The sequence below is a fragment of the Massilia sp. DD77 genome, from assembly GCF_036961685.1.
GTDB lineage: Bacteria > Pseudomonadota > Gammaproteobacteria > Burkholderiales > Burkholderiaceae_D > Telluria.
In genome coordinates this window covers 103674-127381 of record NZ_JBAMDH010000019.1, presented here as the reverse complement: position 1 = coordinate 127381, position 23708 = coordinate 103674, and the positions used below count along the sequence as shown (strand labels likewise).

24 protein-coding genes are annotated in these 23708 nt (G+C 67.9%); 17 read left to right on the top strand and 7 right to left on the bottom strand.

The window, feature by feature from the left end; translation table 11 throughout:
* From V7778_RS13515 to V7778_RS13500, 4 genes are all read left to right on the top strand, one after another.
* A partial coding sequence (locus V7778_RS13515) for a ribonuclease HI family protein (RefSeq protein ID WP_335555988.1) occupies positions 1 to 418 on the top strand: 418 nt, incomplete at its 5' end.
* On the top strand, positions 415 to 1086 hold the full coding sequence (locus V7778_RS13510; RefSeq protein ID WP_335555987.1) for an HD domain-containing protein: 672 nt from the start codon (positions 415 to 417) through the stop codon (positions 1084 to 1086). The genes V7778_RS13515 and V7778_RS13510, both read left to right, overlap by 4 nt.
* Positions 1087 to 1151: 65 nt before the next feature.
* Positions 1152 to 2414, top strand: coding sequence for an MFS transporter (locus V7778_RS13505; RefSeq protein ID WP_335555985.1), 1263 nt, complete (start codon positions 1152 to 1154; stop codon positions 2412 to 2414).
* On the top strand, positions 2414 to 3253 hold the full coding sequence (locus V7778_RS13500; RefSeq protein ID WP_335555983.1) for an EamA family transporter: 840 nt from the start codon (positions 2414 to 2416) through the stop codon (positions 3251 to 3253). The genes V7778_RS13505 and V7778_RS13500 overlap by 1 nt, the downstream gene beginning before the upstream one ends.
* A gap of 15 nt (positions 3254 to 3268) precedes the next feature.
* Here V7778_RS13500 and V7778_RS13495 read toward each other — a convergent pair whose 3' ends face one another.
* Positions 3269 to 5446 carry a TonB-dependent receptor plug domain-containing protein gene (locus V7778_RS13495; RefSeq protein WP_335555981.1) on the bottom strand — a complete coding sequence of 726 codons (2178 nt, stop codon included), beginning with the start codon at positions 5444 to 5446 and terminating at the stop codon, positions 3269 to 3271.
* A 339-nt stretch (positions 5447 to 5785) separates the two neighbouring features.
* Between V7778_RS13495 and asd the strand changes: the two genes are divergently transcribed.
* Positions 5786 to 6604: an archaetidylserine decarboxylase gene (gene asd / locus V7778_RS13490; RefSeq protein WP_335555993.1), complete on the top strand. Its 819-nt coding sequence runs from the start codon at positions 5786 to 5788 to the stop codon at positions 6602 to 6604.
* On the opposite strand, the gene V7778_RS13485 is transcribed toward asd, so the two are convergent.
* Positions 6601 to 7551, bottom strand: a complete 951-nt coding sequence (locus tag V7778_RS13485) for a LysR family transcriptional regulator (protein ID WP_335555980.1) — start codon at positions 7549 to 7551, stop codon at positions 6601 to 6603. The two genes, asd and V7778_RS13485, sit on opposite strands and share 4 nt — an antisense overlap.
* A 111-nt stretch (positions 7552 to 7662) precedes the next feature.
* Between V7778_RS13485 and V7778_RS13480 the strand changes: the two genes are divergently transcribed.
* The 4 genes from V7778_RS13480 (at position 7663) to V7778_RS13465 (ending at position 10077) form a co-directional block, all read left to right on the top strand.
* Complete coding sequence (locus V7778_RS13480) at positions 7663 to 8259, top strand: FMN-dependent NADH-azoreductase (protein ID WP_335555978.1); 597 nt, start codon at positions 7663 to 7665, stop codon at positions 8257 to 8259.
* Between the two features lie 46 nt (positions 8260 to 8305).
* Positions 8306 to 9184 carry a pirin family protein gene (locus V7778_RS13475; protein WP_335555976.1) on the top strand — a complete coding sequence of 293 codons (879 nt, stop codon included), beginning with the start codon at positions 8306 to 8308 and terminating at the stop codon, positions 9182 to 9184.
* A 127-nt stretch (positions 9185 to 9311) separates the two neighbouring features.
* On the top strand, positions 9312 to 9782 hold the full coding sequence (locus tag V7778_RS13470; RefSeq protein WP_335555975.1) for a hypothetical protein: 471 nt from the start codon (positions 9312 to 9314) through the stop codon (positions 9780 to 9782).
* Positions 9783 to 9789: 7 nt separating this feature from the next.
* Positions 9790 to 10077 (top strand): hypothetical protein, encoded by a 288-nt coding sequence (locus V7778_RS13465; protein WP_335555973.1) that lies wholly within the window; start codon positions 9790 to 9792, stop codon positions 10075 to 10077.
* A 19-nt stretch (positions 10078 to 10096) separates the two neighbouring features.
* Here V7778_RS13465 and V7778_RS13460 read toward each other — a convergent pair whose 3' ends face one another.
* The gene (locus tag V7778_RS13460; RefSeq protein ID WP_335555971.1) at positions 10097 to 11230 is read right to left on the bottom strand and encodes an acyltransferase family protein; all 1134 of its coding nucleotides are present in this window, start codon (positions 11228 to 11230) and stop codon (positions 10097 to 10099) included.
* Between the two features lie 140 nt (positions 11231 to 11370).
* Between V7778_RS13460 and V7778_RS13455 the strand changes: the two genes are divergently transcribed.
* On the top strand, positions 11371 to 12336 hold the full coding sequence (locus tag V7778_RS13455; RefSeq protein ID WP_335555969.1) for a succinylglutamate desuccinylase/aspartoacylase domain-containing protein: 966 nt from the start codon (positions 11371 to 11373) through the stop codon (positions 12334 to 12336).
* Between the two features lie 19 nt (positions 12337 to 12355).
* Here V7778_RS13455 and V7778_RS13450 read toward each other — a convergent pair whose 3' ends face one another.
* Positions 12356 to 12676, bottom strand: a complete 321-nt coding sequence (locus V7778_RS13450) for a DMT family transporter (protein ID WP_335555968.1) — start codon at positions 12674 to 12676, stop codon at positions 12356 to 12358.
* A gap of 141 nt (positions 12677 to 12817) precedes the next feature.
* Here V7778_RS13450 and V7778_RS13445 point away from each other — a divergent pair, with 141 nt between their 5' ends.
* The 4 genes from V7778_RS13445 to V7778_RS13430 all read left to right on the top strand — a co-directional run bounded on the left by V7778_RS13445 (position 12818) and on the right by V7778_RS13430 (position 17776).
* The gene (locus V7778_RS13445; RefSeq protein WP_335555967.1) at positions 12818 to 13114 is read left to right on the top strand and encodes an ArsR/SmtB family transcription factor; all 297 of its coding nucleotides are present in this window, start codon (positions 12818 to 12820) and stop codon (positions 13112 to 13114) included.
* Positions 13115 to 13123: 9 nt separating this feature from the next.
* Positions 13124 to 14176, top strand: coding sequence for an alkene reductase (locus V7778_RS13440; RefSeq protein WP_335555965.1), 1053 nt, complete (start codon positions 13124 to 13126; stop codon positions 14174 to 14176).
* 197 nt (positions 14177 to 14373) lie between these two features.
* Positions 14374 to 17022 (top strand): aminopeptidase N, encoded by a 2649-nt coding sequence (gene pepN, locus V7778_RS13435; protein WP_335555963.1) that lies wholly within the window; start codon positions 14374 to 14376, stop codon positions 17020 to 17022.
* Positions 17023 to 17029: 7 nt separating this feature from the next.
* The gene (locus V7778_RS13430; RefSeq protein WP_335555961.1) at positions 17030 to 17776 is read left to right on the top strand and encodes a hypothetical protein; all 747 of its coding nucleotides are present in this window, start codon (positions 17030 to 17032) and stop codon (positions 17774 to 17776) included.
* Positions 17777 to 17782: 6 nt separating this feature from the next.
* Here V7778_RS13430 and V7778_RS13425 read toward each other — a convergent pair whose 3' ends face one another.
* Positions 17783 to 18274 carry a hypothetical protein gene (locus V7778_RS13425; protein ID WP_335555959.1) on the bottom strand — a complete coding sequence of 164 codons (492 nt, stop codon included), beginning with the start codon at positions 18272 to 18274 and terminating at the stop codon, positions 17783 to 17785.
* A 305-nt stretch (positions 18275 to 18579) separates the two neighbouring features.
* On the opposite strand from V7778_RS13425, the gene V7778_RS13420 reads away from it, so the two are divergent.
* Positions 18580 to 19023: an acyl-CoA thioesterase gene (locus V7778_RS13420; protein WP_335555957.1), complete on the top strand. Its 444-nt coding sequence runs from the start codon at positions 18580 to 18582 to the stop codon at positions 19021 to 19023.
* A gap of 110 nt (positions 19024 to 19133) precedes the next feature.
* Positions 19134 to 20333: a DUF1565 domain-containing protein gene (locus V7778_RS13415; protein WP_335555955.1), complete on the top strand. Its 1200-nt coding sequence runs from the start codon at positions 19134 to 19136 to the stop codon at positions 20331 to 20333.
* Positions 20334 to 20390: 57 nt separating this feature from the next.
* Here V7778_RS13415 and arsC read toward each other — a convergent pair whose 3' ends face one another.
* On the bottom strand, positions 20391 to 20738 hold the full coding sequence (gene arsC / locus V7778_RS13410) for an arsenate reductase (glutaredoxin) (protein ID WP_335555954.1): 348 nt from the start codon (positions 20736 to 20738) through the stop codon (positions 20391 to 20393).
* 170 nt (positions 20739 to 20908) lie between these two features.
* On the opposite strand from arsC, the gene V7778_RS13405 reads away from it, so the two are divergent.
* The gene (locus tag V7778_RS13405; protein ID WP_335555953.1) at positions 20909 to 21550 is read left to right on the top strand and encodes a 1-acyl-sn-glycerol-3-phosphate acyltransferase; all 642 of its coding nucleotides are present in this window, start codon (positions 20909 to 20911) and stop codon (positions 21548 to 21550) included.
* Between the two features lie 230 nt (positions 21551 to 21780).
* Here the strand turns inward: V7778_RS13405 and V7778_RS13400 are convergent, their stop codons facing one another.
* On the bottom strand, positions 21781 to 23592 hold the full coding sequence (locus V7778_RS13400; RefSeq protein ID WP_335555951.1) for a DUF1302 domain-containing protein: 1812 nt from the start codon (positions 23590 to 23592) through the stop codon (positions 21781 to 21783).
* Positions 23593 to 23708: the final 116 nt, after the last annotated feature.

Sequence of the window (23708 nt, the reverse complement as noted above, 5' to 3'; positions counted from 1 at the left end):
CGCCAGCGCCTGGAATGCGTGGTTCGACGGCTCCGCCCGTCCCAACCCGGGCCGCTGCGGCATCGGCGCCATTCTCGAAGGCCCGGACGGCCAGAGGATCGAACTGTCGCAGGACGCGGGCTACGGCAACAGCAGCGAAGCCGAATACCGCGCCCTGATCGCCGTGCTGCAGGCGGCCGTCCGCCAGGGCGCGGGCGAGCTCGCCATCCATGGCGACAGCCAGGTGGTGGTGGACGACGTCAACGGCCCCGAGTGCGCCGCCGCGGCCATCCTGCGCCCTTACCGCGACCAGGCCCGCGCCCTGCTGGCGCGCCTGCCCGGCGCCACCCTGCGCTGGATCCCGCGCCACAAGAACACCCGGGCCGACGCCCTCTCCCAGCGCGCCTTCCCGCCTACTCACCCGGAACCTTCCGCATGAGCGAACTTCCTACCGACGCACTCCTTACCGACTTAGCCGGCTGGCGCACCAGGCTGGCCGCGCTGGCCGCCGGCCACGCGGGCAATGACGGCGCCCACGACGCCAGCCACCTCGACCGCGTGTGGCGCAACGCCCAGGCCCTGCTGCCCCACCATCCCGAGGCCGATGCGCTGGTGGTGCTGGCGGCCTGCTACCTGCACGACCTGGTCAACCTGCCCAAGAACGACCCGGAGCGCGCACAGGCTTCGCGCCGCTCGGCCCAGCTGGCGCGCCACCAGCTCGCATGGATGGGCTTTCCGCACGAACGCCTGGACGCGGTGGCCCATGCGATCGAGGCGCACAGCTTCTCGGCGGCGATTCCCACCAGGAGCATCGAAGCGCGGATCGTGCAGGACGCCGACCGTCTCGACGCCCTGGGCGCGGTCGGCCTGGCGCGCATGTTCTACATCGCCGGCATGATGGGGAGCGGCCTGGCCCATCCGGACGACCCGCTGGCGCAGCGGCGCGAGCCTGATGACCGCGCCTATTCGCTCGATCACATCGCGGTCAAGCTGGCGACCCTGCCGGGCAAGATGCAGACCGAGGGCGGCCGCCGCCTGGGCCAGGAGAGGCTGGCCTTGCTGGAATCCTTCCGCGCCAGCTTCGCCGCCGAGTGGCTCGGCCAATGACACCCTTGAACAGCTTGCCTCGATGCTAAGATAGGCGGATCGCCAACCGCCCGAGGTGTCTTCCCGTGCCTGATTCCCGATCGACCGCGCCCAACCAAGCTCCTGCCGGCACGGGCAGCCTGAACTTCATCCTGGTCTGCATCTTCATCGACATGCTCGGCATCGGCCTGATCGTGCCGGTGATGCCGCTGCTGGTGGGTCAGTTCGTCGAAGGGCGGGAGCAGCAGGCGCTGTGGTTCGGCGCCCTCGCGACCGTGTTCGGCCTGCTGCAATTCCTGTTCATGCCGGCGCTGGGCGCCCTGAGCGACCGCGTCGGACGCCGGCCTGTGCTGCTGTACTCGATGGGCGGCATGTGCCTGAACTTCCTCATCACCGCCTGGGCCCCGAGCCTGGCCTGGCTGTTCGTTGGCCGCATCATCGGCGGCATGTCCTCGGCCAGCATGTCGGTCGCCTCGGCCTATGCGTCCGACATCTCGACCCATGAGAACCGCGCGAAAAGCTTCGGCAAGATCGGCGCCGCTTTCGGCCTCGGCTTCATCTGCGGCCCGATGCTGGGCGGCCTGCTGGGCGACGCCGGCCTGCACCTGCCCTTCTACGTGGCCGCGGCGCTGTCGGCCGCCAACCTCCTCTATGGCTACTTCATGGTGCCGGAATCGCTGCCGCCCGGCGAGCGCGAGCCGCTCGGGCTCGCGCGCCTGAACCCCTTCTCCGCCCTGCTGCGCCTGCTGCGCCGTCAGGACATCCGGGGCCTGGTGGTGGTGATCACGCTGGTGACCTTCGCCCAGATGATGCTGCAATCGACCTGGGTGCTCTACACCACCTTCCGCTTCGGCTGGACGCCGCGCGACAACGGCATCGCCATGTTCTGCGTGGGCCTGGCCTCGGCGGTGGTGCAGGCGGGATTGCTGGCGTTCCTGATCCGCCGCTTCGGCGAGACGCGCCTGGCCCTGCTGGGCATCAGTTCCGGCGCCATCACCTATATGCTGTACGGCCTCGCGACCCAGGGCTGGATGATGTACGTCTTCATCCTGTGTAACTTGCTGGCCTTCGCCGCCGGACCCGCCCTGCAGGGCATCGTCTCGAAAGCGACCGCGCCCGACAAGCAGGGCGAGCTGATGGGCTCCCTGCAATCGATCGCCAGCCTGGGCGTGATCGTCACGCCCCTGGTCGGCACCGGCATCCTGGGCGCGGTCAGCCACCTGCCCTCGAGCGACTGGCGCATCGGCAGCAGCTTCTTCCTGTGCGCCGCCATGCAAGTCGTGGCGATCGCCGTGGCGCGCCGGTATTTCAGCACCCATCGCCGCACCCATCACGGCAACCCCGCCTGATGGATTCGGTGGTCCTGGCGGCGGTGCTGTTCGGCGCCCTGCTGCACGCCTCCTGGAACGCCATGCTCAAGGCGCGCGGCGCCAGCGTGCACGCGGCGGCGGCCGTCACCGGCGGCGCCGCCCTGATCGGCGCCATGCTGCTGCCCTTCCTGCCCGCGCCGGATGCCGCCAGCTGGCCCTTCATCGCCGCATCGAGCCTGCTGCAAGTGCTCTATTTCGCCCTCCTCGCCGCCAGCTATCGCGGCGCCGATATCAGCCACGTCTATCCCTTGATGCGCGGCTGCGCGCCGGTGCTGGTGGCGCTCTGCACCGGCTTGAGTGGCGGCGAGGTCCTGCGCCAGGGGCAATGGCTGGCCGTCGGCCTGGTGTGCGCCGGCGGCGCGGCGGTGTATGCCGGATCGCGCCGCAGCGCCGGCAATGGCAGGGCCGTGCTGCTGGCCATGGCGACCGCCGTCCTCATCGCGGCCTACACCGTGGTGGACGGCCTGGGCGTGCGCCGCTCCGGTTCCCCCGCCGCCTATACGGCCTGGCTGTTCACGCTGACCGGCGGCGCCAACCTGCTGCTGGCCTGGCGCCGGCTGGGCGCCGGGCTGCCGCGCTACCTGCTTGAGCACCCCGGATTCGCGCTCGCGGGCGGGGTCGCCAACACCGGCTCCTATGCCATCGCGCTGTGGGCCATGACCCATGCGCCGGTGGCCGTGGTGGCGGCCCTGCGCGAGACCTCGATCGTGTTCGCCGTGGCGATCGCGGGCCTGGTGCTGCGCGAACGGGTCGGCTGCGGACGCGTGGGCGGCGCACTGCTGATCGTGGGCGGCGCGGCGGCCCTGAAGCTGGCTTGAGGCAGGCTTGAGCGCTCAGAACTTCATCTCGAGCGTGGTGCGCAGCTTGACGCCTTCGGGATAGGTCCAGCGCCGCTTTTCCAGCCCGCGCACCGGATCGGCGTAGCTCGGCCCGAAGCCATTGTCCTCGCCCAGCAGGTTCGAGAGCGCGACCCTCAGCCGGGTCTTCGGATTGAAGGTCCAGGCTGCGTAGCTGTCCAGGTCGGTGCGCGCGACGCGGTAGAAACCCCGGTTCGCGGCCACCTGCACGAAGCCGCCGCGCCGGTGCGCCACGCTGGCGCCCAGCGCCAGCGCGCCGGACTTGTAGTCGATCCCCAGGTTGGCCGTGAGCGGCGTCTGCTGCTCCATGCGGTTGTCCGGCCCCGGCACCGAGTCGACGCGCGACCAGTTGCGGCTCACGCTGGCGCGCAGGTCGATCGCCGGCGCCTCCGCGAACAAGGCCTTGAGCGGGAACTTGGTTTCCAGGTCGATGCTGCGCATGGTCGCGCGGTCGTCGTTCACGGGCGTGAAGATCCAGCGAAAACCGTCGAAGTAGATGTGGTTGCTGGTGTAGTCGCTGATGCGCCGCAGCGCGCCGCCGACCGAGACCATGGCGCCCTCGGCCCAGTAGTGCTCCCAGGCCGCATCGATACCCCAGGCCAGCTCCGGTTTCAGGGCCGGGTTGCCCACGAAGTCGGCCTCGGTGGCGCTGTTGTTCTCCCAGGCCGAACGGCGCGGGACGATGCTGTCGAGTTCCGGCGCCTTGTAGGTGCGGCTGAGGGCCAGGCGCAGCTGGTCGCCCTGTTTGCCGTCGTGGCCGGGGAGCTTGTACAGGGTCTGCACCACGGGACTCAGCACGCTGGAGCGCACACTCACCGGCTCGACGGCATTGCCGGACACGCGCGTGCGCACGCCCTCCCAGCGCGCGCCGAGGTAGGCCGACCATTGCGGCGTGATGGTCCATTCGTCCTGCGCATAGAAAGCGGCGCGCCCGACGCCGGCGCGGAACTGCTCGTCCAGCAGCTGGCCGGGCGGGAATGGCCGCACCCGGTCGCGTTCGGCGCGGATGTCCGAACTCTCGTTGAAGCGCAGGTCCCAGCCCATGGCCAGCAGGTGGCCGCCGCCCAGGTCCCGGGACGCCTTGCCGGTCGAGTTCGCGCCCCTCGCGTGGGTGTCGGACAGCATACTGCCGTCGGTTTCGGGCAGGCCGTCGGGCCCCAGGCCGGAGCGGCGCACGAACATCTTGCGCGACGACCATTCGGCGCCGAGCTTGAGCTCGAGCTTCGTGCCGGCCGCGGTGTCGCGGGTCCACTGCAGGTTCGACGTCAGCATCCTGTCGTCGAACTCGCCGAAGGTATGCAGGTCGGGCGTCTGCGGCGGCCGCCCGAGCAGGGTCGTCGCCACCAGATGGCCGTGGTTGCGGAAGCTGCCGCTGGTGAACACGGTTTCCCAGCCAAGGGTGTCGCCGTCCTCCAGGGTCCAGTTCAGGCGCGGGCTCAGGTTCAGCCGGTTCATGCGGCCGTTCTCGACCGCGCGCGTAGTGCGCAGCATGTCGGTCACACCGTCCGGACGGATGTTCTCCTCGCTCCCGCCCCAGGTGCGCGACAGGCTGTCGTGGTTGCCGCTGGCCGACAGCGACCAGGACGACTTGTCCGCCTGCTCCGCCACCTCGGTGCTGAAGCTGGGCCCGCGAAAGTCCTCGGACAGCAGGTAGCCCAGCTTGGCTTCGCGCGTGCGCTTGCCGCCGCGCTTGCGCAGCACGATGTTGATGGTGCCCGCCACCGATTCGTTCGAAAACTCGGCGCTGGCGACGCGCAGGACTTCGATGCGCTCGATCAGGTCGGGCGACAGCGTGTCGAGGGTGAAGCCGGCGGGGGTGCGTTCGCCGTTCACCAGGATCTGGGTGTAGCCGCTCCCCAGGCCGCGCATCCGCACTTCCAGGCTGCGTCCGCCCGCGGAGGTGACCGTCACGCCCGGGATGCGCTTGAAGACATCGGCCACGCTGGTGTCGCCATAGCGGGCGATCTCCTCGCGCCCGACGACGATGCGGGACGCGGTGTCGTCGCGGCGCGGGTCGTAGCCGGCGGCCGTGCCCTTGACCTCCACCCGCGCCGGCGCAGTAGCGGCGCCGGATTCCTGGGCCTGGGCGCTGCACGCCAGGGACGCGGCCAGGGCGGCGAACGACATGGAAAATGCGGGATAGATACGCGGCATGGTTTTCTCGTCTCCTTTATAGATATGGAAACAATATATGCCATTGATGAGAATAATGTAAACATCTCCACGGAACTATTTTTTGCTATCTCCTAGCAATTCGATTGCCCGAATAAGGAAACATCCCGCTCCACGGACGGGCTCGCGCGGCAGCGGCGGCGGCGCCGCTTTTCCCGGGGGCGCGGATCCGCGTTTCCCTCTGGCGGGACCTGCGGTACACTCGGCCCATGATGCTGCAGGAATTGCACTTTCCTTAAGGCATTCTCGCTATAATGCGCGATCGTTTTTGCAGAGAGGCCCGTCACCGTGTCCCGTATAAAAGTCCTGCCCCAATATGTGATGCCGAAAACGGCGCTGACCAACTTCGCGGGCCGCGTGGCCGGCGCCAAGGGCGGCGCCATGACTACCAGCCTGATCCGCTGGTTCGTCGGCAAGTACGGGGTCAACATGGACGAGGCGGCCAATCCGGACATCGCCAGCTACACCAGCTTCAACGATTTCTTCACCCGCCCGCTGCGCGAGGATGCGCGTCCGCTGGCCGTGGCCGATTTCGTGTGCCCGGTCGACGGCGCCATCAGCCAGTTCGGCGACATCGACGACCACCACATCTTCCAGGCCAAGGGCCACAAGTTCACCACTGCGGAACTGGTGGGCGGCGACGAGAAGCTGGCCGCGCACTTCCAGCACGGCCACTTCGCCAATCTCTACCTGAGCCCCAAGGACTACCACCGCATCCACATGCCCTGCGACGGCCGCCTGACGCGCATGATCTACGTGCCGGGCAAGCTGTTCTCGGTGAATCCGACCACGGCGCGCGGCGTGCCGGGCCTGTTCGCCCGCAACGAGCGCGTGGTCTGCGTGTTCGAGTCGGAACAGCACGGCCCCTTCGTGATGACCCTGGTGGGCGCGACCATCGTGGGCAGCATGGCGACGGTCTGGCACGGCGTGGTCAACCCGCCGCGCATGCCGCGCATCTTCGAGTGGAACTACGAGCACCAGACGGTGGTGCTCAAGAAAGGCGAAGAGATGGGCCGCTTCCTGCTCGGTTCCACCGTCGTCATGCTGTTCCGCCGCGGGTCGATCGCCTTCAGCGCCGACTGGTCGCCCGAGCGCCCGGTACGCCTGGGCGAATCGATGGGCAACCGCCACAAAGCTTAATCCGGCCCCGCGGCCCCGGCCGGCGCCCTTACGCCCATCAAGGGATCGTGGCCGGCCTCGCGGCACATCGCCCCGATCAGTTCCAGGAAGACCCGCGTCTTGGCGGGCATCAGCTTACGGCTCGGGAATACCGCCCAGCCGTTGGTCGGCGGCATCTCCCATTCCGGCAGCACCCGCACCAGTTCTCCCGTCTGCAGGTAGGGCTCCGCGAACAGCTCGGAGCTGATCGCGATCCCTGTGCCGCGCGCCGCGATGCGCGCCAGCAGGTCGGGCGAATTGGCGGTGGCGCGCGCCGGCAGCGCGCGCTCCCAGCGCACCTTGCCGCGCAGGAGCACCCAGGGCGCCGAGCCGCCGTAGCGGCTCAGGATGCACAGCACGTCATGGCTGAGCAGGTCGTCGGGATGCTCGGGAATGCCGTGCTGGGCGAGGTAGCTGGGCGAGGCGTACAGGGCCGGCCGCTCCAGCGTGATCGGGCGCGCGCTCAGGGTGGCGTCGTCCGGCAGGTCGCCCATGCGGATGGCGATGTCGAAGTTCTCCGCCACCAGGTCGACCCGGCGCGGCGACAGGTCCATCTCCAGCGTCACCATCGGATAGCGCGCCAGGTAGCGCGCCACCACCTCGTTCAGGCCCGCGTTGGCGAAGTCCGAGGGCGCCGAGACGCGCAGCTTGCCGCTCGGCTCGAGCTGGCGGTGCTGGGCGAGGGCGCCCGCCGCCTCCACCTCCTCGGCCACGCGCCGCGCGTGTTCCAGCAGGATCGCGCCGAACTCCGTCACCACCAGGCGGCGCGTGGTCCGCTGCAGCAGGCGCTCGCCCAGGCGTTCTTCCAGCAGGGCCAGGCGGCGCGAGACGGTCGACTTGGGCTGGTCCAGGCGCTCTGCCGCCCGGCTGAAGCTCCCCGCCTCGACAATGCGGGCAAAGAGCAGCAAATCGTTGGGTTCCACATCCATGATTGTTCCACCAGTAGGATAATGTTATCCATTCTAATGTCTTCCGCATCGGTTTTGGGATTGATACAGTGTGTCCATCAACACTTTTCTTGGAAACGAAAGGGACACACCATGAACATCCTGCACATCACCTCCAGCGTCCGTGGCAACGATTCGGAATCGACCCGCGTCACCCGCCAGATCGTCGACAAGCTGCTGGCCGCGCATCCTGATGCGAACGTCGTGCGCCGCGACTTCGGCGCCAACCCGCACCCGCTGCTGGACGGCCCGACCGTCGGCGCCCTGTTCACCCCGGCCGACCAGCGCACCCCCGAGCAGGCGGCACGCGTGGCCCTGGATGACGCCCTGATCGCCGAAGCGCAGGCCGCCGACGTGATCGTGATCGGCGCGCCCATGTACAACTTCAGCATGCCGGTGCAGCTGAAAGGCTGGTTCGACGCCATCGCCCGTGCAGGCGTGACCTTCCGCTATACCGAGACCGGCCCTGAAGGCCTGCTGAAGAACAAGAAGGTCTACGTGGCCACCTCGCGCGGCGGCGTCTACCCGGTGGAAGCCGACCCGCAAGTGCCGCAGATGCGCGCCCTGCTGAACTTCCTGGGCCTGACCGACCACACCTTCATCTACTCGTCGGGCATGGCGATGGGCCCGGACGCGGTCGGCAAGGGCCAGGCCGCGGCCAATGAAGCGGTGGAAGCAGCCCTGGCATAATCCCTGCCGCCGTATCAAGGCGGCGCAATCTCACGAGGAGAACGGCATGACCCAATCGGTACAGGTAGTCCAGGCACAAGCGGTCAAACAGACGCGCGGCGTGGAACGGATCATCAGCGGCCAGTTCGTGATGGACGGCGCCGGCGTGAAGATCAACCGCGTGCTGACCGGTCCGCTTCAGCGCCGCCTCGATCCCTTCCTGATGCTCGACGCCTTCGGGAGCGAGAAGCCGGGCGAATACATCGCCGGCTTCCCCGAGCACCCGCACCGCGGCTTCGAGACCGTCACCTACATGCTGCATGGCCGCATGCGCCACCGCGACAGCGCCGGCAACGAAGGCCTGATCACGGACGGCGGCGTGCAGTGGATGACGGCCGGGCGCGGCGTCGCCCACTCCGAGATGCCGGAGCAGAACGAGGGCCTGATGGAAGGCTTCCAGCTCTGGCTCAACCTGCCGGCCAGGGACAAGATGACCGAGCCCTGGTACCGCGACATCCCCACCGAAGAGGTGCCGCGCTTCACGCTCGATGGCGGGGTGACGGTGCAGGTGATCGCCGGCAGCACGCACGGCGTGGATGGCGCGGTGCAGCGCGAGACGACGCAGCCGCTGTATCTCGATCTCGAGATCCCGGCCGGCGTGACGGTCGAGCAGCCGATCCCGGCGGGCCATAACGCCTTCGTGTACGTGTTCCGCGGTGAGGCCGTCATCGAGGGCAAGGGCGTGGCGTCTGGGCGCATGGCGATCCTGGACAACACGCCGGGCGCCGACGGCGTACGCATCAAGGCTGTCGCGCCCACCCGCCTGCTGGTGCTGGCCGGTCGTCCGCTCAACGAGCCGATCGCGCAGTACGGCCCGTTCGTGATGAACACCCAGGACGAGTTGTACCAGGCGGTCGAGGACTTCCGCGCCGGTAAATTTGCCTGAGGCCGCAACACCGTCGTAGCCGCCACCGGCGGCTACGACGGGCCAGGGCCGGCAAAAGAATGGCTTGAGCGCACCAAACGCGCATGCGCTACACTGCCGGGATGATGCACCTGCCTCCACTCCCGCCATGCCGCTGCTAGACACCCTCTCCACGCTGCTGTCGCGCGCCAGCCGGGCCCTGGGCTTGGAAAGCGTCGATGCCTTCCCGCCCGGCCACGTCTACGCGCGCACGCGCTGGAACAAGGCGTATTTCGACATCGCCTCGGACCTGAGCGCCGACGAGATGGAAGCCGCGGTCTGCGCGGCGGTCTCGAACACGCCGCTGGTATTCGTCCACATCCGCAATCCCACCCCGCGCATGCAGCGCGCGCTGCTGGCGATCATCGAGGCGCGCCTGCGCCGCGCCGATGCGCCCACGGAGCTGGCGCGCATGCTGATCGAGGCCTACCGCAGCCCGCACACCCCGGAAATCGTGCCCGGCCTGCGCGCCGCCATCGCGGCCAATGCCGAATTCGATCCGCTGGTGCAAGCGCACGCCGTGCTGGCCTACCTGGCCGACGCGCCGGCGGCCTTCGGCGTGATCGAAGCCCAGCACTGAGCCTTGCATGAAGATGTCCGCGGCGATCACCACCGTGCGCGGCATCCGCCTGGTGGTGGCCTTTCCGCATCCGAGCTATGTCCGCCCGGGCGTGGGCGACGTCCTCTTGGCGCGCCTGACGCCCCATTTCCCCGCCCTGCCGATCATGCTGGTGTCGGCCAAGTCGACCAATGCGCAGGCCTACGCCACCTTCGAGACGGACGCCCTGCTGGCCGCGCTGGACCTGGCCGACCTGGTGCTGGAAAGGATCGATCTCGACCTGCTGCCGGAAGTGGAAGTGAAGCCGCCCTTCTAGGCGGGGTTCAAGGCGGGGTTCAAGGCGCCGCGCAGGCATGGCCGGCCGGACGCGCCGCATTGCCCGGCACATAGCGCTCGCGCAGCGCCATGAAAGGCGTCTCGACCAGGCGGTAAAGCAGCCAGCCGGTGAAGACCGAGAGCGCCAGCAGTGCCGCGATGGCGAGTGGCGATTCCGCATGCAGTCCCTGACGCGCCAGCCAGGCGGCGCCCATCACGCAGACCTGCTTGTGCAGCAGGTAGATCGCATAGGACCACAGGGCCAGTGCGCCCGCGCCGGGAACACGGACGGCGCACAGCAGCGCGCCGGGCGAGACCGCCGCCACGATCAGCAGCGAGAAACCGAGCGCCAGCAGCGGGTAGCCAAACACGGTCGGATGGAAGCCGTAATGGTCGCGCAGGAACCACCAGAACGCGACGCCCGTCACCGCCAGCCCCGCCAGTCCCAACAGGTTTCCATGGCGGGTCAGGCGCGCCCAGGCCGCGGGATGATAGTTCCTGAGCAGCGCGATGCCGACTCCGGCGAGCAGTTCGTCGAAACGGCAGAAGCTCGCGTAATAGATGTACTTGTAATAATGGTGCATCCAGTAGCGCTCCCCCTCCACCACGTCCTGCCACAGCCAGGCCCGCGCCAGCATCCCGGCCCCGAAGGCCAGCGCGATGGCGAACCAGGCCAGGCGCAGCGAGCGTCCGAAAGCCGCGCCAAGCAGCGCCAGCGCCGGCACCAGCAGGTAGAACTGCTCCTCGATGGCGAGCGACCAGGAATGCGAGAAGGCGGTGCCCGGCTCCAGGTGGTGGTTCTGGATGAAGCTCAGGTATTTCCACAGCGGCAGCAGCGGCCCGTCGCCGCGGAAGGCCGGCCAGAGGAAGTACAGGGCCAGCACGACCCAGTAGTTCGGCAGGGTGCGCAGCAGGCGCCTGGCATAGAAGCGCGGCAGCGACAGCCCCTCGCCGCCGCGGATGGCCTTGAAGATCTGGTTGCCGATCAGGTAGCCCGACAGGGCGAAGAACAGGTCCACGCCGGCCCAGCCGATCTGTCCCACCCAGCCGAAGGTCGGCCGGTCGGTAACGAACAGCACGTAATGGTGCAGCACGACGAGGCTGACCGCGATCGCGCGCAGGGTGTCGAGGCCGTGGATGCGGGCGCCGCTCATGCTGGTCCTGGTCCGGAGAAAAGGTGGAAAGTGGCGGATCATGCCATGCCGGCCGATCGGGCGCCACCCTTCCTCCCGCATTGTCTTACGCATTGTCCTATAAAATATGGCCACCCCACTTTCCACCGGACCTACGCGCAATGACTTCCTCCCGCCAGTTTCAGTTCAAATCCGTCAACTACACGGGCATGGCCCCCGGCCCGCGCCTGATCATCATGGGCGCCACCCATGGCAACGAAGTCTGCGGCACCAAGGCGATCCAGCGTGTGATGGAGGACATTGACAGCGGCAAGCTGCACATCCAGGCCGGCAGCGTCACCTTCGTGCCGATCGTGAATCCGCTGGCCTATGCCAAGGGCGAGCGCAACGGCGACCGCAACCTGAACCGCGACCTGTTCCCGAAAGAGCACCCGCAGGACTTCGAGGACCGCGTCGGCAACTGGCTTTGCCCCCTGCTGGCCCAGCACGACGTGCTGCTCGACCTGCACTCCTTCAATGCGCCCGGCCAGCCTTTCGTGATGGTCGGCCCGGAGAACAATGAAGGCTCCCTGCAGCCCTTCCGCCACGCCGAACAGGAACGCGCCTGGGCGCTGCGCCTGGGCGTGCGCCGCTTCGTCGACGGCTGGTTGGCGACCTACGGTGCTGGCGTGCAACGCCGCTCGCGCGACGCCGACGAGCTCGAGACCGTGCTGCGCTACGGCGTCGGCACCACCGAATACATGCGCAGCACCGGCGGCTATGCGTTGACCCTGGAATGCGGCCAGCATGCCGACCCGCAGGCGCCGGAAGTGGCCTACCAGGCGATCATGAACACCCTCGCCTTCCACAAGCTGATCGACGCGCCGGAGCCGGCGCCCGCGCCCTTTGAAGAGATCGAGGCGCTGTCGATGGTGGTGGTGCACGACAAGCTGCACGAGGGCGACCATTTCACCCGCCAGTGGGCCAGTTTCGACCCGCTGAGCGAGGGCGAGCAGATCGGCGTGCGCGCCGACGGCACCCCGGTGGTGGCGGAATTCGGCGGACGCATCCTGTTCCCGGACGCGAAGGCGCTGGCCAACAAGGAGTGGTACTACCTCACCCGCCCAAACCCGGAGTTTGGCAAGTAAACCGACTCACACCGCGGGCTCAGGCCGGCGTCAGCACCTTGAGTAGTACGATACCGCCGGCGATCATGCCGATCGCCAGCAGGCGCAGGGCGCCGGCCGGCTCGCTCAAGAGCAGCATACCGAAAATGGCGGTGCCGATGGTGCCGATGCCGGTCCATACCGCGTAGGCCGTCCCCAGCGGCAGCTGGCGCAGGGCCAGGCCGAGCATGCCGACGCTGCCGGCCATGGTGACCAGCGTGAACACGGACGGCCACAGGCGGGTGAAGCCGGCGGTGTATTTCAGGCCGACCGCCCAGGCTATTTCGAGCAGCCCGGCGACGAACAGATAGATCCAACTCATGGTTTTCCTGGGGTGCGTAGGAGCGGCGCAGTATAGCAGCGAGCTTGCCGCGCCGAAAAACAGGACGGTCCCTGCACGAATTTTTCGAATATCGTAAGATGACGATATTCGGATCGTAAAAATCCGATATAAGAGGAGCTCATGGACATCGACGCGATCCACAAGGCGCTGGCCAATCCGGTCCGGCGCCAGATCCTGCAGATGCTGAAGGACCCGCAGCAGCACTTCGCCGAACAGGAGCACCCGCTCGACTTCGGCGTGTGCTGCAAGCTGATCGACCAGCGTACCGGCCTGTCGCAATCGACGGTGTCGGCCCACCTGGCGACCTTGCAGCGCGCGGGCCTGGTCAGCACGCGGCGCGTCGCCCAATGGGTTTTCTACCAACGCAACGAGGAGCTCATCCAGGCCTTCCTCGACCAACTGAATGACGGATTGTAGGAGTACCGAATGACGACAATGTTTGACCCGATCAAAGTGGGCGCCCTGGAGCTGCCGAACCGCATCGTGATGGCGCCGCTGACCCGTTCGCGCGCCGTGGGCGCCGGCCGCGTGCCGAACGCGCTGATGGCGGAGTACTACGTGCAGCGCGCCTCGGCCGGCCTGATCCTGTCCGAAGCCACCGCCGTCACCCCGATGGGCGTGGGCTATGCCGACACCCCGGGCATCTGGTCCGACGAGCAGGTGGAAGGCTGGAAGACCGTCACCGAGGCGGTGCACAAGGCCGGCGGGCGCATCTTCCTGCAGCTGTGGCACGTGGGCCGCATTTCCGACCCCGTGTTCCTGGACGGCGCCCTGCCCGTCGCGCCCTCGGCGGTGCAGCCCAAGGGCCACGTGAGCCTGGTGCGCCCGAAGCGCGAATACGCCACCCCGCGCGCGCTGGAAACGTCCGAGATCCCGGCCATCGTCGCGGCCTACCGCAAGGGCGCCGAGAACGCCAGGAAGGCCGGTTTCGACGGCGTCGAGATCCACGGCGCCAACGGCTACCTGCTCGACCAGTTCCTGCAGGATTCGACCAACCAGCGCACCGACCAGTACGGCGGCTCGGTGGAGAACCGCGCACGCCTGATGCTGGAAGTGACCGACGCCTGCATCGATGTCTGGGGCGCGGACCGCGTCGGCATGCACCTGGCGCCGCGCCGCGACGCCCACGACATGGGCGACTCCGACCCGGCCGCCACCTTCGGCTACGTGGCGCGCGAGCTGGGCAAGCGCAAGATCGCCTTCATCTGCGCCCGCGAGGCGATCGGCGAAGACAGCCTGCGCCCGCTTCTGAAGAAGGAGTTCGGCGGCGTCTACATCGCCAATGAAAAGCTGACCAAGGAAAGCGCCGAGCAGCTGATCTCATCCGGCGAAGCGGACGCCGTGGCCTTCGGCGTGTGGTTCATCGCCAACCCGGACCTGCCGAAGCGCCTTCAGGCCGGCGCGCCGCTGAATACCCCGAAGCCGGAGCTGTTCTACCATGCGACGGCGGAAGGCTATACGGATTACCCGGCGCTCTAAACCATCCACCGGTGCCTGGACGGGCCGCTACCCTCGCGGGTAGCGGCCCGTTCGCGTTGGGGGCGGCGAAGTGCGGAAAGCCCGTACGACCATCCTACAAATGGATATGTATGTGGTGAGAATGGCCCTGGGACCATGCTATTCTTGCGCGATTATTATTTTGCGCACACGCATGCGCTGTTGACAGAGGAGTCACCGTGAACTTTCCCGCACACCGCCTGATGGCCTTGGCCATCACTTCCGCCTTCGCCTTCGGCACCGCCGCGCAGGCTGCGGCGCCCGCCCGCGCCGAGAACGCCTACCTGTCGCAGGAAGACGCAGCCGCGCGTTCGGCGCGCGTGTCGAACGTGGACTATGTGCTGGACTTCACCCTGACCGGCAAGGAAAGCTTCGCCGGCACGACCACCGCCAGTTTCGACCTGAAGGACACCGACTCCGCCCTTACCCTCGACCTGAACAAGGCCACCGTCAAGTCGGTCACCGTCAACGGCAAGAAGGTGGACCCGCGCTACAACGGCTGGTTCATCACCATCGCGCCGCAGGACCTGGTCAAGGGCCGCAACACCGTGACCGTCGCCTACGAGCGCCTGCACAGCACCAACGGCGAAGGCCTGCACCGCATGGTCGACCCAGTGGATGGCCGGGTCTATACTTACTCGCACTTCGAGCCGGCCGCCGCGCATCAGATGTTCGCGGTGTTCGACCAGCCCGACCTGAAGGCCACCTACAGCGTCACCGTCAGCGCCCCGAGCGACTGGACCGTGGTCACCACCACGCGCGAGACCGCCGTCGCCGATGCCGGTGCAAGCAAGCGCTGGACCTTCAAGACCACGAAAAAGCTCAGTCCCTACAACTTCTCGCTGCACGCCGGTCCGTACAAGGTGTGGGAAGACAGCAGCGCGCGCTACCCGATGCGCCTGTTCGCGCGCCAGTCGGTCGCCTCGCAGGTGACGCCGGAAGACTGGTTCCGCTACACCAAGGCCGGCCTGGTGTTCTTCGAAGAATACTTCGGCATCCCCTACCAGTTCGAGAAGTACGACCAGCTGCTGGTGCCGGACTTCCTGTACGGCGCCATGGAAAACGCCGGCGCCGTTACCTTCGCCGAGGCGGGCTTCATGTACAAGGCCGCCATGACGGCCGAACAGAAGCAGCGCCTGGCCGCGGTGATCATGCACGAGATGGCGCACCAGTGGTTCGGTGACCTGGTCACCATGAAGTGGTGGAACGGCCTGTGGCTGAACGAGAGCTTCGCTTCCTTCATGGGCACCCTTGCCACGGCCGAGGCGACCGAGTTCAAGGACGCCTGGCAGTCCTTCTACCAGACCGGCAAGGGCGCCGCCTACGTGCAGGACCAGAAGGTCACCACCCACCCGATCGAGGTGCCGGTGCCCTCCTCGGCCAACGCCTTCGACAACATCGACGCGATCACCTATTCGAAGGGCGCCTCGACCCTGAAACAGCTGCGTCACCTGCTGGGCGAAGAGACCTTCCGCAAGGGCGTGCACAACTACCTGGTCAAGTACCAGTGGCGCAACGCCACCCTGCAGGACTTTGTCAAGAGTCTGGGTGATGCGGCGGGACGCGACCTGACCGGCTGGACCCAGGAGTGGCTGTACCAGCCGGGCGTGAACACCATCGAAGCGTCCTACACCTGCGGCGGCGGCAAGATAGCCGGTTTCACCCTGGCCCAGAGCGCGCCGAGCAAGGAACTGCCGACCCTGCGCGAACAGCGCGTGCAGGTCGCCGCCTTCAAGCTGGACGGCGGCAAGCTGTCGCTGCTGAAGAACGAAGCCGTCACCTACAAGGGCGCCAGGACCGCCGTGCCGGCGCTGAACGGCACCGCCTGCCCTGACCTGGTCTATCCGAACTACCAGGACTGGGGCTTCGTGAAGGTCCAGCTGGACAAGCGCTCCTTCGAGACCGCGCGCGCCAGCCTGGCCAAGGTCGAGGACCCGCTGCTGCGCTCGATGCTGTGGCAAAGCCTGTGGGACGGCGTGCGCGACGCCAGGCTGCCGCTGGACGAATTCATCAAGGTGGCCCTGAACAACGCGCCGCAGGAGCAGGACTACACCCTGCTGGGCGACGTGATCGGCAAGATCGTCGCATCGAAGGGCTACCTCGACGCCATGAACCTGAACAACGCCTACAGCAAACAGACCGCCAAGGCACTGGAAGACATGGCCTGGAACGGCGTCGTCGCCCACAAGGGCAACGACAACTTCCAGCGCCGCTGGTTCGGCGCCTACCTGAACCTGGCCAGCAGCGAAGCGGCGTTGAACCGCCTGGCGGGTCTCCTGGAGGGCAAGACCCCGAGCGAAGGCCTGCAGATCAACCAGGACCAGCGCTGGGCCATCATCGGCCGCCTGAACCGCTACAACCAACCCGGCGCCGCCGCGCTGGTGGAAGCCGAGAAGGCGCGCGACAAATCGGATACCGGCCTGGGCGCGGCCGTGGCGGCCCTCGCCAGCCGTCCGGACGCCAAGGCCAAGGCCGAGTGGCTGGGCACGATCGAGGACTTGAAGACCAAGCTGCCCTTCTCGCGCGTGCGCACCGCGATGCACACCATCTACCCGGCCGAGCAGGCCAAGCTGAGCGAGCAGACCGCCGCCAAGCGCCTGGCCAGCCTGCCTGCCCTCGACAAGGCGGCCGGCCCGGTCTACATGCGCTCCTACGCGACGAGCATGATCCCCGCCAGCTGCACGCCGCAAAGCGTGCAGCGCCTGCAGCGCGCGGCGAACAGCATGAAGGACCTGTCGGCCTTTACCCGCCGCTCGCTGCTCGACACCCTGCAGGAAGACCAGCGCTGCATCGCGATCAGGAAGGCGATGAACGCGCCGACGTCCTGAGCCCCGCATGCGCGCGCACGACGGCTTGATGGCGCGGCGCGCGCCGGGCTGGCCCCTCGCGGTCACGCTCGGCGCGCACCTGCTGCTGTCCTGGCTCTGGCTGTCGGCGTCGGCGCCCCGGCTGGAGGCCGCCGATCCCTTCGAGCGCGTGTTCAACCTGGTGCCGGTGCTGCGCCCGCCGCAGGCAAGGCCCCCGGCGGCGCGCATTCCGCCACCGTCCGATCCCCTGCGGCGCCCCAGGTCGGAAACGCTTGCGCCCACCGTTCCCCCCGCCGCATCCGTCCCGCTCCGGCAGGCGCCCGCCGCGCCGGACCCGGCCCTCTATGACGATCCCCTGGCGGAACGCCAGCTGGCCCCCGAGGCTGGAGCCCCTGAGACTGGCGCCAGTGTGTCCGGCCGGTCCGTGCGCCAGGCCGGCCCGGTCGACCATGCCCTGCGCGAGGGACAGCTCGCGCCGCTGGCGCCGTCGGACTCGAGATGGCAGCGCTTCAGCGAGCGCCTGGAGATGGCCCACAAGGATACTTCCCGCACCATGACCTCGGAAAGCTACACCACGCCCGACGGCGTCACCATCTACCGCTTCCGCCGCGGCGGCAAAGTGTATTGCCGCACCGGCGGAAGCGTGCGTCCGACGCCGAGCGCCCTCGACTACGTCCGCGACCGCGGCGGTTCGCTGCAGTTCGATACCCAGGGCGGCGAAGGCTCCGCGGGCATGGTGCCCTGTCCCAAATACGCGGCGTTCAAGCGCGACTGAGCGGCCCTATCGGCTCGGCCGGCAGGACTTGCCCTCGTACTGGTGCCGGTGCAGCACATAGGCCTTGCCGTTCCAGCGCTCGACCGGGAAACAGAAGCCGGGGCCGCCGACCTCGATGTCGGGCCAGCCGTCCTTCCCCTTGGTCGGCAGGAAGCCGGCCATGCCCGTCCCTCCCGCGAGCTTTTTCCAGCTGCCGTCCGCCTGTTTCGAGACCAGGGTGTATCCGGCCCCCGTGTGCCCGAAGCAATGGGTGCCGCCCTCGGTGATCAAGGCCTCCGGCCGGCCGTCGCCGTTCAGGTCGCGCACATCCGCAAGTTCTCCTGGGGAATAGCTGGGCGTCGGATCATCGCATTGGCGCCATTGCTTACCCTTCAGTGTGAACCCGGCCGCCTTGAAGGCGGCGGTTTCGTCCGCCGGGCTCAGTCCCGGGGCGGCAGCCTGGCACAGGCCGCAACAGGCAAGCATCGCCGTGGCGGCGATCAAGTGGGAGGTGTTCATGGGAATCTTCCTTTCCGCGCTGGGTGGAAGCCTCTTATTATGCTCCCGTCCGCCATAAACGTCTGGCGTTTCCCGCACCAGGATCGCCGACATGCTGCGCCGCCGCACCTAGGACCACGTGTTTGCCGGCGCCGACCTGGCCGGCAAGGCGAGACGCCTGCGCACCGAGGCCGGCGAGCAGGATGCCGAGCACCAGGCTGTGCTGGTCGAGCTCGATTGGGACACGGCCTGACGCATCCGCCCCGCGGCCCGTACAATAGCCGGATTGCGGCCGCGCGACGGGTTCGTGCGCCGCCAGACGAGGAATGACATTGGACTGGGATTATCCGCACCCCTTCATCTTGCCGGTGGTACCGCAAGCCGGCGACATCGATGGCCTGAACCACACCAACAACGCGGTCTACGTGCGCTGGTGCGAACAGGCCGGCTGGGCCCATTCGGAACAACTCGGCCTCTCGCTGGACGACTACCGGCGCCTGGACCGCGCCATGGCGATCCGGCGCGGCGAGTACGACTACCTGCTGCCGACCCTGCTCGGCGAGGCGCTGCTGCTGGCCACCTGGCTGGTCGGCGGCGACGGCAGGCTGGCCATGGAGCGCCGCTTCCAGCTGGTGCGCGAGCGCGACGGCGTCACCGTGCTGCGCGGGCGCTGGGACCTGGTCTGCATCGAGATCGCGAGCGGCCGCCCGCGACGCATGCCTGCCGAGTTCCTCGACGCCTACATGCCGGTGGTGGTGGCGCGCACCTGAGCGCCAGCCTGCACTGCGCCGCCTCAAGGGCGCGATTGAGCAAACCCGCATTGCGCAAGGGTCGACTGGCCCAGACTGTGGCTTGTCACCGCAACCCCTGCGAGGAAACGATGCGTCATTGCCTGCGACCCGATCTGCGTGCCCTTGGACTCCTGCTGGGCTGGCTGATGCTGGCGAGCGCGCTCGGCGGCTGCGGCCTGCGCGACGGCGTCAGCGAGGAACTGGTGGTGCCGGAGCTGGTGCGCACCCACTTGTACGTGGCTCCGCACGGTTCCGACAGCAATCCGGGCACCGAATCCGAACCCTTCCGCACCCTGGCGCGCGCCTCCCAGGTGGCGTCGCCGGGCACCACCGTGCATGTGGCGCCGGGCAGCTATTCGGGCGGACTGCGTACCGTCGCCAGCGGCACCGCCGAAGCGCGCATCGTCTACCAGTCCACCGAGCGCTGGGGCGCCCGCATCGTGCCGCAGCTCGACGCGCGCCAGAGCGCGGCCTGGGACAACCGCGGCAACTACGTCGATATCACCGGCTTCGAGATCGACGGCAGCCAGTACCAGAGCGGCATGAAATGGCTGACCGGCATCTACAACGGCGGCTCGCACGACAGCATCCGCGACAACCGCATCCACCACATCGCCACCGACGTGCCTTGCGAAAGCCGGGGCGGCGGCGGCATCGGCGTCGACAGCTACTACAAGGGCAAGGATAGCGAGGTCGCCGGCAACCACGTGCACGACATCGGCCCCATGGGCTGCGACACCGTGCACGGCATCTATGTCCACACCACGGCCAGCGTCCGCAACAACGTCGTCTACCGGGTCTCCGGCGCCGGCATCCATCTCTGGCACGACGCCAGCAAGGTCGCGATCCGCGCCAACACGGTCGCCGGCACGGGTGTGGGCATCGCCGTCGGCGGCGGCGAATTCATCCACAGCAAAGGACCGAACGACCACACCCACGTCAGCAACAACATCGTGGTCGACAATGGCGTGGGCATCCTGGAACACGGCCTGACGGGGCCGAACAACAGCTACAGGAACAACCTCGTCCATGGCAACTTCAAGGACGACTGGAAGCTGGCGGCCGGCCGCCACCATGCGGGCACGGTGAATGCGCCGCCGCAGTTCGTTGACTACGTCACGAACGGCACGCCGGATTTCCGGCTGCGTCCCGGCTCGCCCGCGATCGGGCAAGGCCTGAGCCTGGATGCGGCTGCGGGCGGCGCGGCGTCCGGGCAAGCCACCGCGGGCTCGGGCCTGCGGGCCTTGCGCAAAGTCGATATCGGCGCCCTGCCTTTCAGCGAGCCCTGAGGCGGCTCAGGCGCGCCTTGGCGTAGTGCTGCCCGCATCTGCGTCCCGGCGGATGTCTTACAGGATTTCCTGCACCAGTTCGGGCGGACGGCAAAGGCGGGTTCCCTTGGGTGTGACCACGAAAGGTCGGTTGATCAGCGCGGGATGGGCCACCATGGCGTCCAGCAGCGCCTCGTCGTCCAGCTCCGGCTTATCCAGGCCGAGTTCACCGTAGATGGCTTCCTTGCTGCGGATCGCCTCGCGCACTGTCAGGCCGGCGTCGGCGATCACGCGGCGCAAGGCCTCGCGCGAGGGCGGCTGCGACAGATACTCGATCACGGCCGGCGCATGGCCGGCGGCGCGGATCGCTTCCAGGGCGCCACGTGAGTTGCTGCAGCGGGGATTGTGATAAATCGTGATAACCATCTTCGTAACATTGCACCTGAAAAAGCGGCATGATAACCACAGTGCATGGACCGTACCAGCTTTTTTGCTTGTTCCTCCCGCTCGAGCCCGCTAGAATTCCTCGCTTATTTTCTATGACGTAATGATTGCTGCTCCGTATTAATACTTCATTACGCCGCACCGGAGAGTTCATGAGCGATTACCTGCTGCGTCCCGCAGCCTTGCCCACCTGGGGCCAGCGCACCGCGCTGCGCCTGCTGACTCTGCTTGGCTGGAGCGTGCATTTCAAACCCCTGCCGGGCCCGCACGGCATCGCGGTGGTCTATCCGCACACCTCGAACTGGGATTTCCTGATCGGGCTGCTCGGCAAGTGGGCGGTCGGCCTGCAATTCCGCTGGCTGGCCAAGGATTCGCTGTTCCGCGGCGTGATGGGGCGCGTGATGCGCTACTGGGGCGGCATCGCCGTCGACCGCAGCGCGCCGATGGGCGCCACCCGCCACCTGGCGCAGCAGATGCTGGCGTCGAACTGGTGCTGGGTCGCGATCACGCCGGAAGGCACGCGCGGCTACCGTCCGCACTGGAAGAGCGGCTTCTACCACCTGGCCCAGGCCGCCAAGGTGCCGGTGCTGCTGGTCGCCCTCGACTACAAGAAGAAGGAATTGCGCGTGGTCGACACGCTGGAGCTCTCCGGCGACAGCGAGCGCGACATGGCCGTCATCCGCCGCGTCTACGCCGATTGCCAGGCCCTGTATCCGCAGCACGCTGCGCCGGTCCGGCTGGTCGAGCGCGGCAACGGGCAAGGCAATGGGGAAGCCGAGCGCAAGTGCGCCTGAAGGACCTTGCGAGCAGTGAACGAGCGCCGGCATGACCGGCGCTTTTTCTTGCGGGGGCTAAGTACTCGACAAGAAATAAATGTGAGTTTTGGCGAACAGAACCGGAGGTGCGGCTTGCCGATGCGATGCAAGGCGGCGAGTGCGCCGCAGTGCGAGCACTGCAAGCAGGAGCCAACGCAGCAGCGCGCCGGTTATGGCAGCCAAAAACACATTTATTTATTGGCGAGTACTTAAAATCTCACCCCGACCGCGAACGAGGCCGTATCGCGGTCAGCCGCCGGGTTGTAATCCCCTCCCCACACCGGCGCATACCCCAGCTCCGCCAGGTAGCGCTTGCGGTACTCGAAGCGTAAACCGAGGGTCAGCGACTTGCGTCCCTCATTCAGCAGGAAGTCTCCCGACCAGCCCTTCACGTCGTGCACGAACAGGGCGGTGGCGTTGCCGGCCAATTGCGGCAGCAGCGCCGGCAAGCGCAGGTCCAGGCGCGCCCGGTAGCCCCAGGCATTGGCCGTGGCGTAGCCGCGCAGGCTGCACTGGCGCGCCGCATTGCCGGTGTTGACCGCGCAGGCGCCGTTGATCGGCCCCACCCCGAAGATGTCGGCGCGTCCGTAGCGCAGCACGGCCTGGTCCGGCAACCCGGCCGCATGCTTGCCGACCGCCTCCAGCACTACCATCAGGGGCATGCCCGCCAAGGTCCATTCCTGGCGCACGCCGGCCTGGGCCTGCCACATGCCGTACACGTCGTAGCCATGGAAAACGGCGCCCGGCGTCACCGCATTGGCGCGCGCGCGCAGCAGCGAAGGCGCGCTCGCGCTCAGGAAAGGCGGCAGCACGTCGCCGGGCGCCAGCATGAAGGGCGTCTCCGGCCGGTACGAGACCTCGCCCAGCAGGCTGGTGGCGCCGCGCTTGTGATGGAGCGTGAGGGCCGTGATGCGCAGGCCTTCGGGATATTCGGTGAAATACGCCATGTTGCGCCCGTCCGGGTCGCCGGGAATCAGCGCCGGTCCCGTCGGACGGGTGCTGCGCCGCAGGCCGGGCAGCGCGGTGCGCGAGTTGTAGCGCGCGTGATAGAACCCGAGGTCGAGCCCGAGCCGCTCCACGCGCCAGGTCAGGCCGGCGCCGAATTCGTGCGCTTCGGGCTTGGGCGTCGGCAGCCGCTTCTGGTAAGCGCCCAGCGGAATGCGCGCGCGGTCGCTGACGGCCGGCTGTCCGCTCATCACCCGGTCGCAGCCGTCCACCAGGTAGTCGCTCATCGACCACAGGCTGCCGCACATGTCGAGGGCGGCCGGCCGGAAGCGCGTCTGGTAATAGGCTTCCAGGCCCAGGCCCAGGCCCGGTCCCATGCCAAACCCCGGCTCGATGCGCCAGAACAGCATCTGGCGCGGGGCCATCGCCTCGGCCTGCACGGCGCCGGCACGGCGCAGGCCCGGCAGGTCGCGCGGATTCAGCGCCTCCACGCCGCCCGGCGTGATCGAACGTGTGCCCCAACCGAGCGACTGCTGGCCGATGCGCCCCAGCACGGGCATGCCGCCCCACTGTGCGGTGCCCTGCACGTAGGCGTCCAGCAGGGCCACGCCGGAAAAGCGCGACAGCCGCGGCGCCCCGGCGTCGCTCAGGGGCGCGCCGGCGCGGTAGCCGTTGGCGACGTTGCCCCAGGGCCGGGCGTCGCCGCGCAGGCCGAAGTCGCGCCAGGCCTTCACGCGCAGCACGGCCGACAGCGCCCCTTCCTTGGCCGAGAGCTCGAACAGGCCCTTGAGTGCGCGCGAGGCCTCGTCCCAGCGCGCGTAATTGGTATTCGCGTCGTCGGCGTTGCCGCCGCTGCCATCGCCGCTCAGGCCGATGGCGGCGGCGTTCATGCCGGTGAGCAGGTCGGGATCGCGCGCCTGGGTGCGCAGCACTTCTCCGTAGGTGATCCTGCCGCTGACCTGGATGTCGGCGCCCAGGGCGGGCGCGGCGGCCAGGCCGGCAAGGCTGGCGACGGAGGCGGCCAGCGGCGCCAGTGAGAAGGGAATGCGGAATACGGGGGCAATGTGCCGGGTCATTGTCTTACCTTCGTCTTGTTCGGCCCCGTCCGGGCGGCATGGGTAATCTTGATGCCTCGCCGAAACAATCCTAGTAGGCCACTTGCCCTCGGTCAATACAAAACTAGTCGAGCACT

Excerpts from the sequence above, each read along its gene's own strand:
- V7778_RS13510 (WP_335555987.1), top strand. The coding sequence starts at position 415 with ATGAGCGAACTTCCTACCGACGCACTCCTTACCGACTTAGCCGGCTGG.
- V7778_RS13500 (WP_335555983.1), top strand. The coding sequence starts at position 2,414 with ATGGATTCGGTGGTCCTGGCGGCGGTGCTGTTCGGCGCCCTGCTGCAC.
- V7778_RS13495 (WP_335555981.1), bottom strand. The coding sequence starts at position 5,446 with ATGCCGCGTATCTATCCCGCATTTTCCATGTCGTTCGCCGCCCTGGCC.
- asd (WP_335555993.1), top strand. The coding sequence starts at position 5,786 with ATGCCGAAAACGGCGCTGACCAACTTCGCGGGCCGCGTGGCCGGCGCC.
- V7778_RS13485 (WP_335555980.1), bottom strand. The coding sequence starts at position 7,551 with ATGGATGTGGAACCCAACGATTTGCTGCTCTTTGCCCGCATTGTCGAG.
- V7778_RS13480 (WP_335555978.1), top strand. The coding sequence starts at position 7,663 with ATGAACATCCTGCACATCACCTCCAGCGTCCGTGGCAACGATTCGGAA.
- V7778_RS13475 (WP_335555976.1), top strand. The coding sequence starts at position 8,306 with ATGACCCAATCGGTACAGGTAGTCCAGGCACAAGCGGTCAAACAGACG.
- V7778_RS13470 (WP_335555975.1), top strand. The coding sequence starts at position 9,312 with ATGCCGCTGCTAGACACCCTCTCCACGCTGCTGTCGCGCGCCAGCCGG.
- V7778_RS13465 (WP_335555973.1), top strand. The coding sequence starts at position 9,790 with ATGAAGATGTCCGCGGCGATCACCACCGTGCGCGGCATCCGCCTGGTG.
- V7778_RS13460 (WP_335555971.1), bottom strand. The coding sequence starts at position 11,230 with ATGAGCGGCGCCCGCATCCACGGCCTCGACACCCTGCGCGCGATCGCG.
- V7778_RS13455 (WP_335555969.1), top strand. The coding sequence starts at position 11,371 with ATGACTTCCTCCCGCCAGTTTCAGTTCAAATCCGTCAACTACACGGGC.
- V7778_RS13450 (WP_335555968.1), bottom strand. The coding sequence starts at position 12,676 with ATGAGTTGGATCTATCTGTTCGTCGCCGGGCTGCTCGAAATAGCCTGG.
- V7778_RS13445 (WP_335555967.1), top strand. The coding sequence starts at position 12,818 with ATGGACATCGACGCGATCCACAAGGCGCTGGCCAATCCGGTCCGGCGC.
- V7778_RS13440 (WP_335555965.1), top strand. The coding sequence starts at position 13,124 with ATGACGACAATGTTTGACCCGATCAAAGTGGGCGCCCTGGAGCTGCCG.
- V7778_RS13430 (WP_335555961.1), top strand. The coding sequence starts at position 17,030 with ATGCGCGCGCACGACGGCTTGATGGCGCGGCGCGCGCCGGGCTGGCCC.
- V7778_RS13425 (WP_335555959.1), bottom strand. The coding sequence starts at position 18,274 with ATGAACACCTCCCACTTGATCGCCGCCACGGCGATGCTTGCCTGTTGC.
- V7778_RS13420 (WP_335555957.1), top strand. The coding sequence starts at position 18,580 with ATGACATTGGACTGGGATTATCCGCACCCCTTCATCTTGCCGGTGGTA.
- V7778_RS13415 (WP_335555955.1), top strand. The coding sequence starts at position 19,134 with ATGCGTCATTGCCTGCGACCCGATCTGCGTGCCCTTGGACTCCTGCTG.
- arsC (WP_335555954.1), bottom strand. The coding sequence starts at position 20,738 with ATGGTTATCACGATTTATCACAATCCCCGCTGCAGCAACTCACGTGGC.
- V7778_RS13405 (WP_335555953.1), top strand. The coding sequence starts at position 20,909 with ATGAGCGATTACCTGCTGCGTCCCGCAGCCTTGCCCACCTGGGGCCAG.
- V7778_RS13400 (WP_335555951.1), bottom strand. The coding sequence starts at position 23,592 with ATGACCCGGCACATTGCCCCCGTATTCCGCATTCCCTTCTCACTGGCG.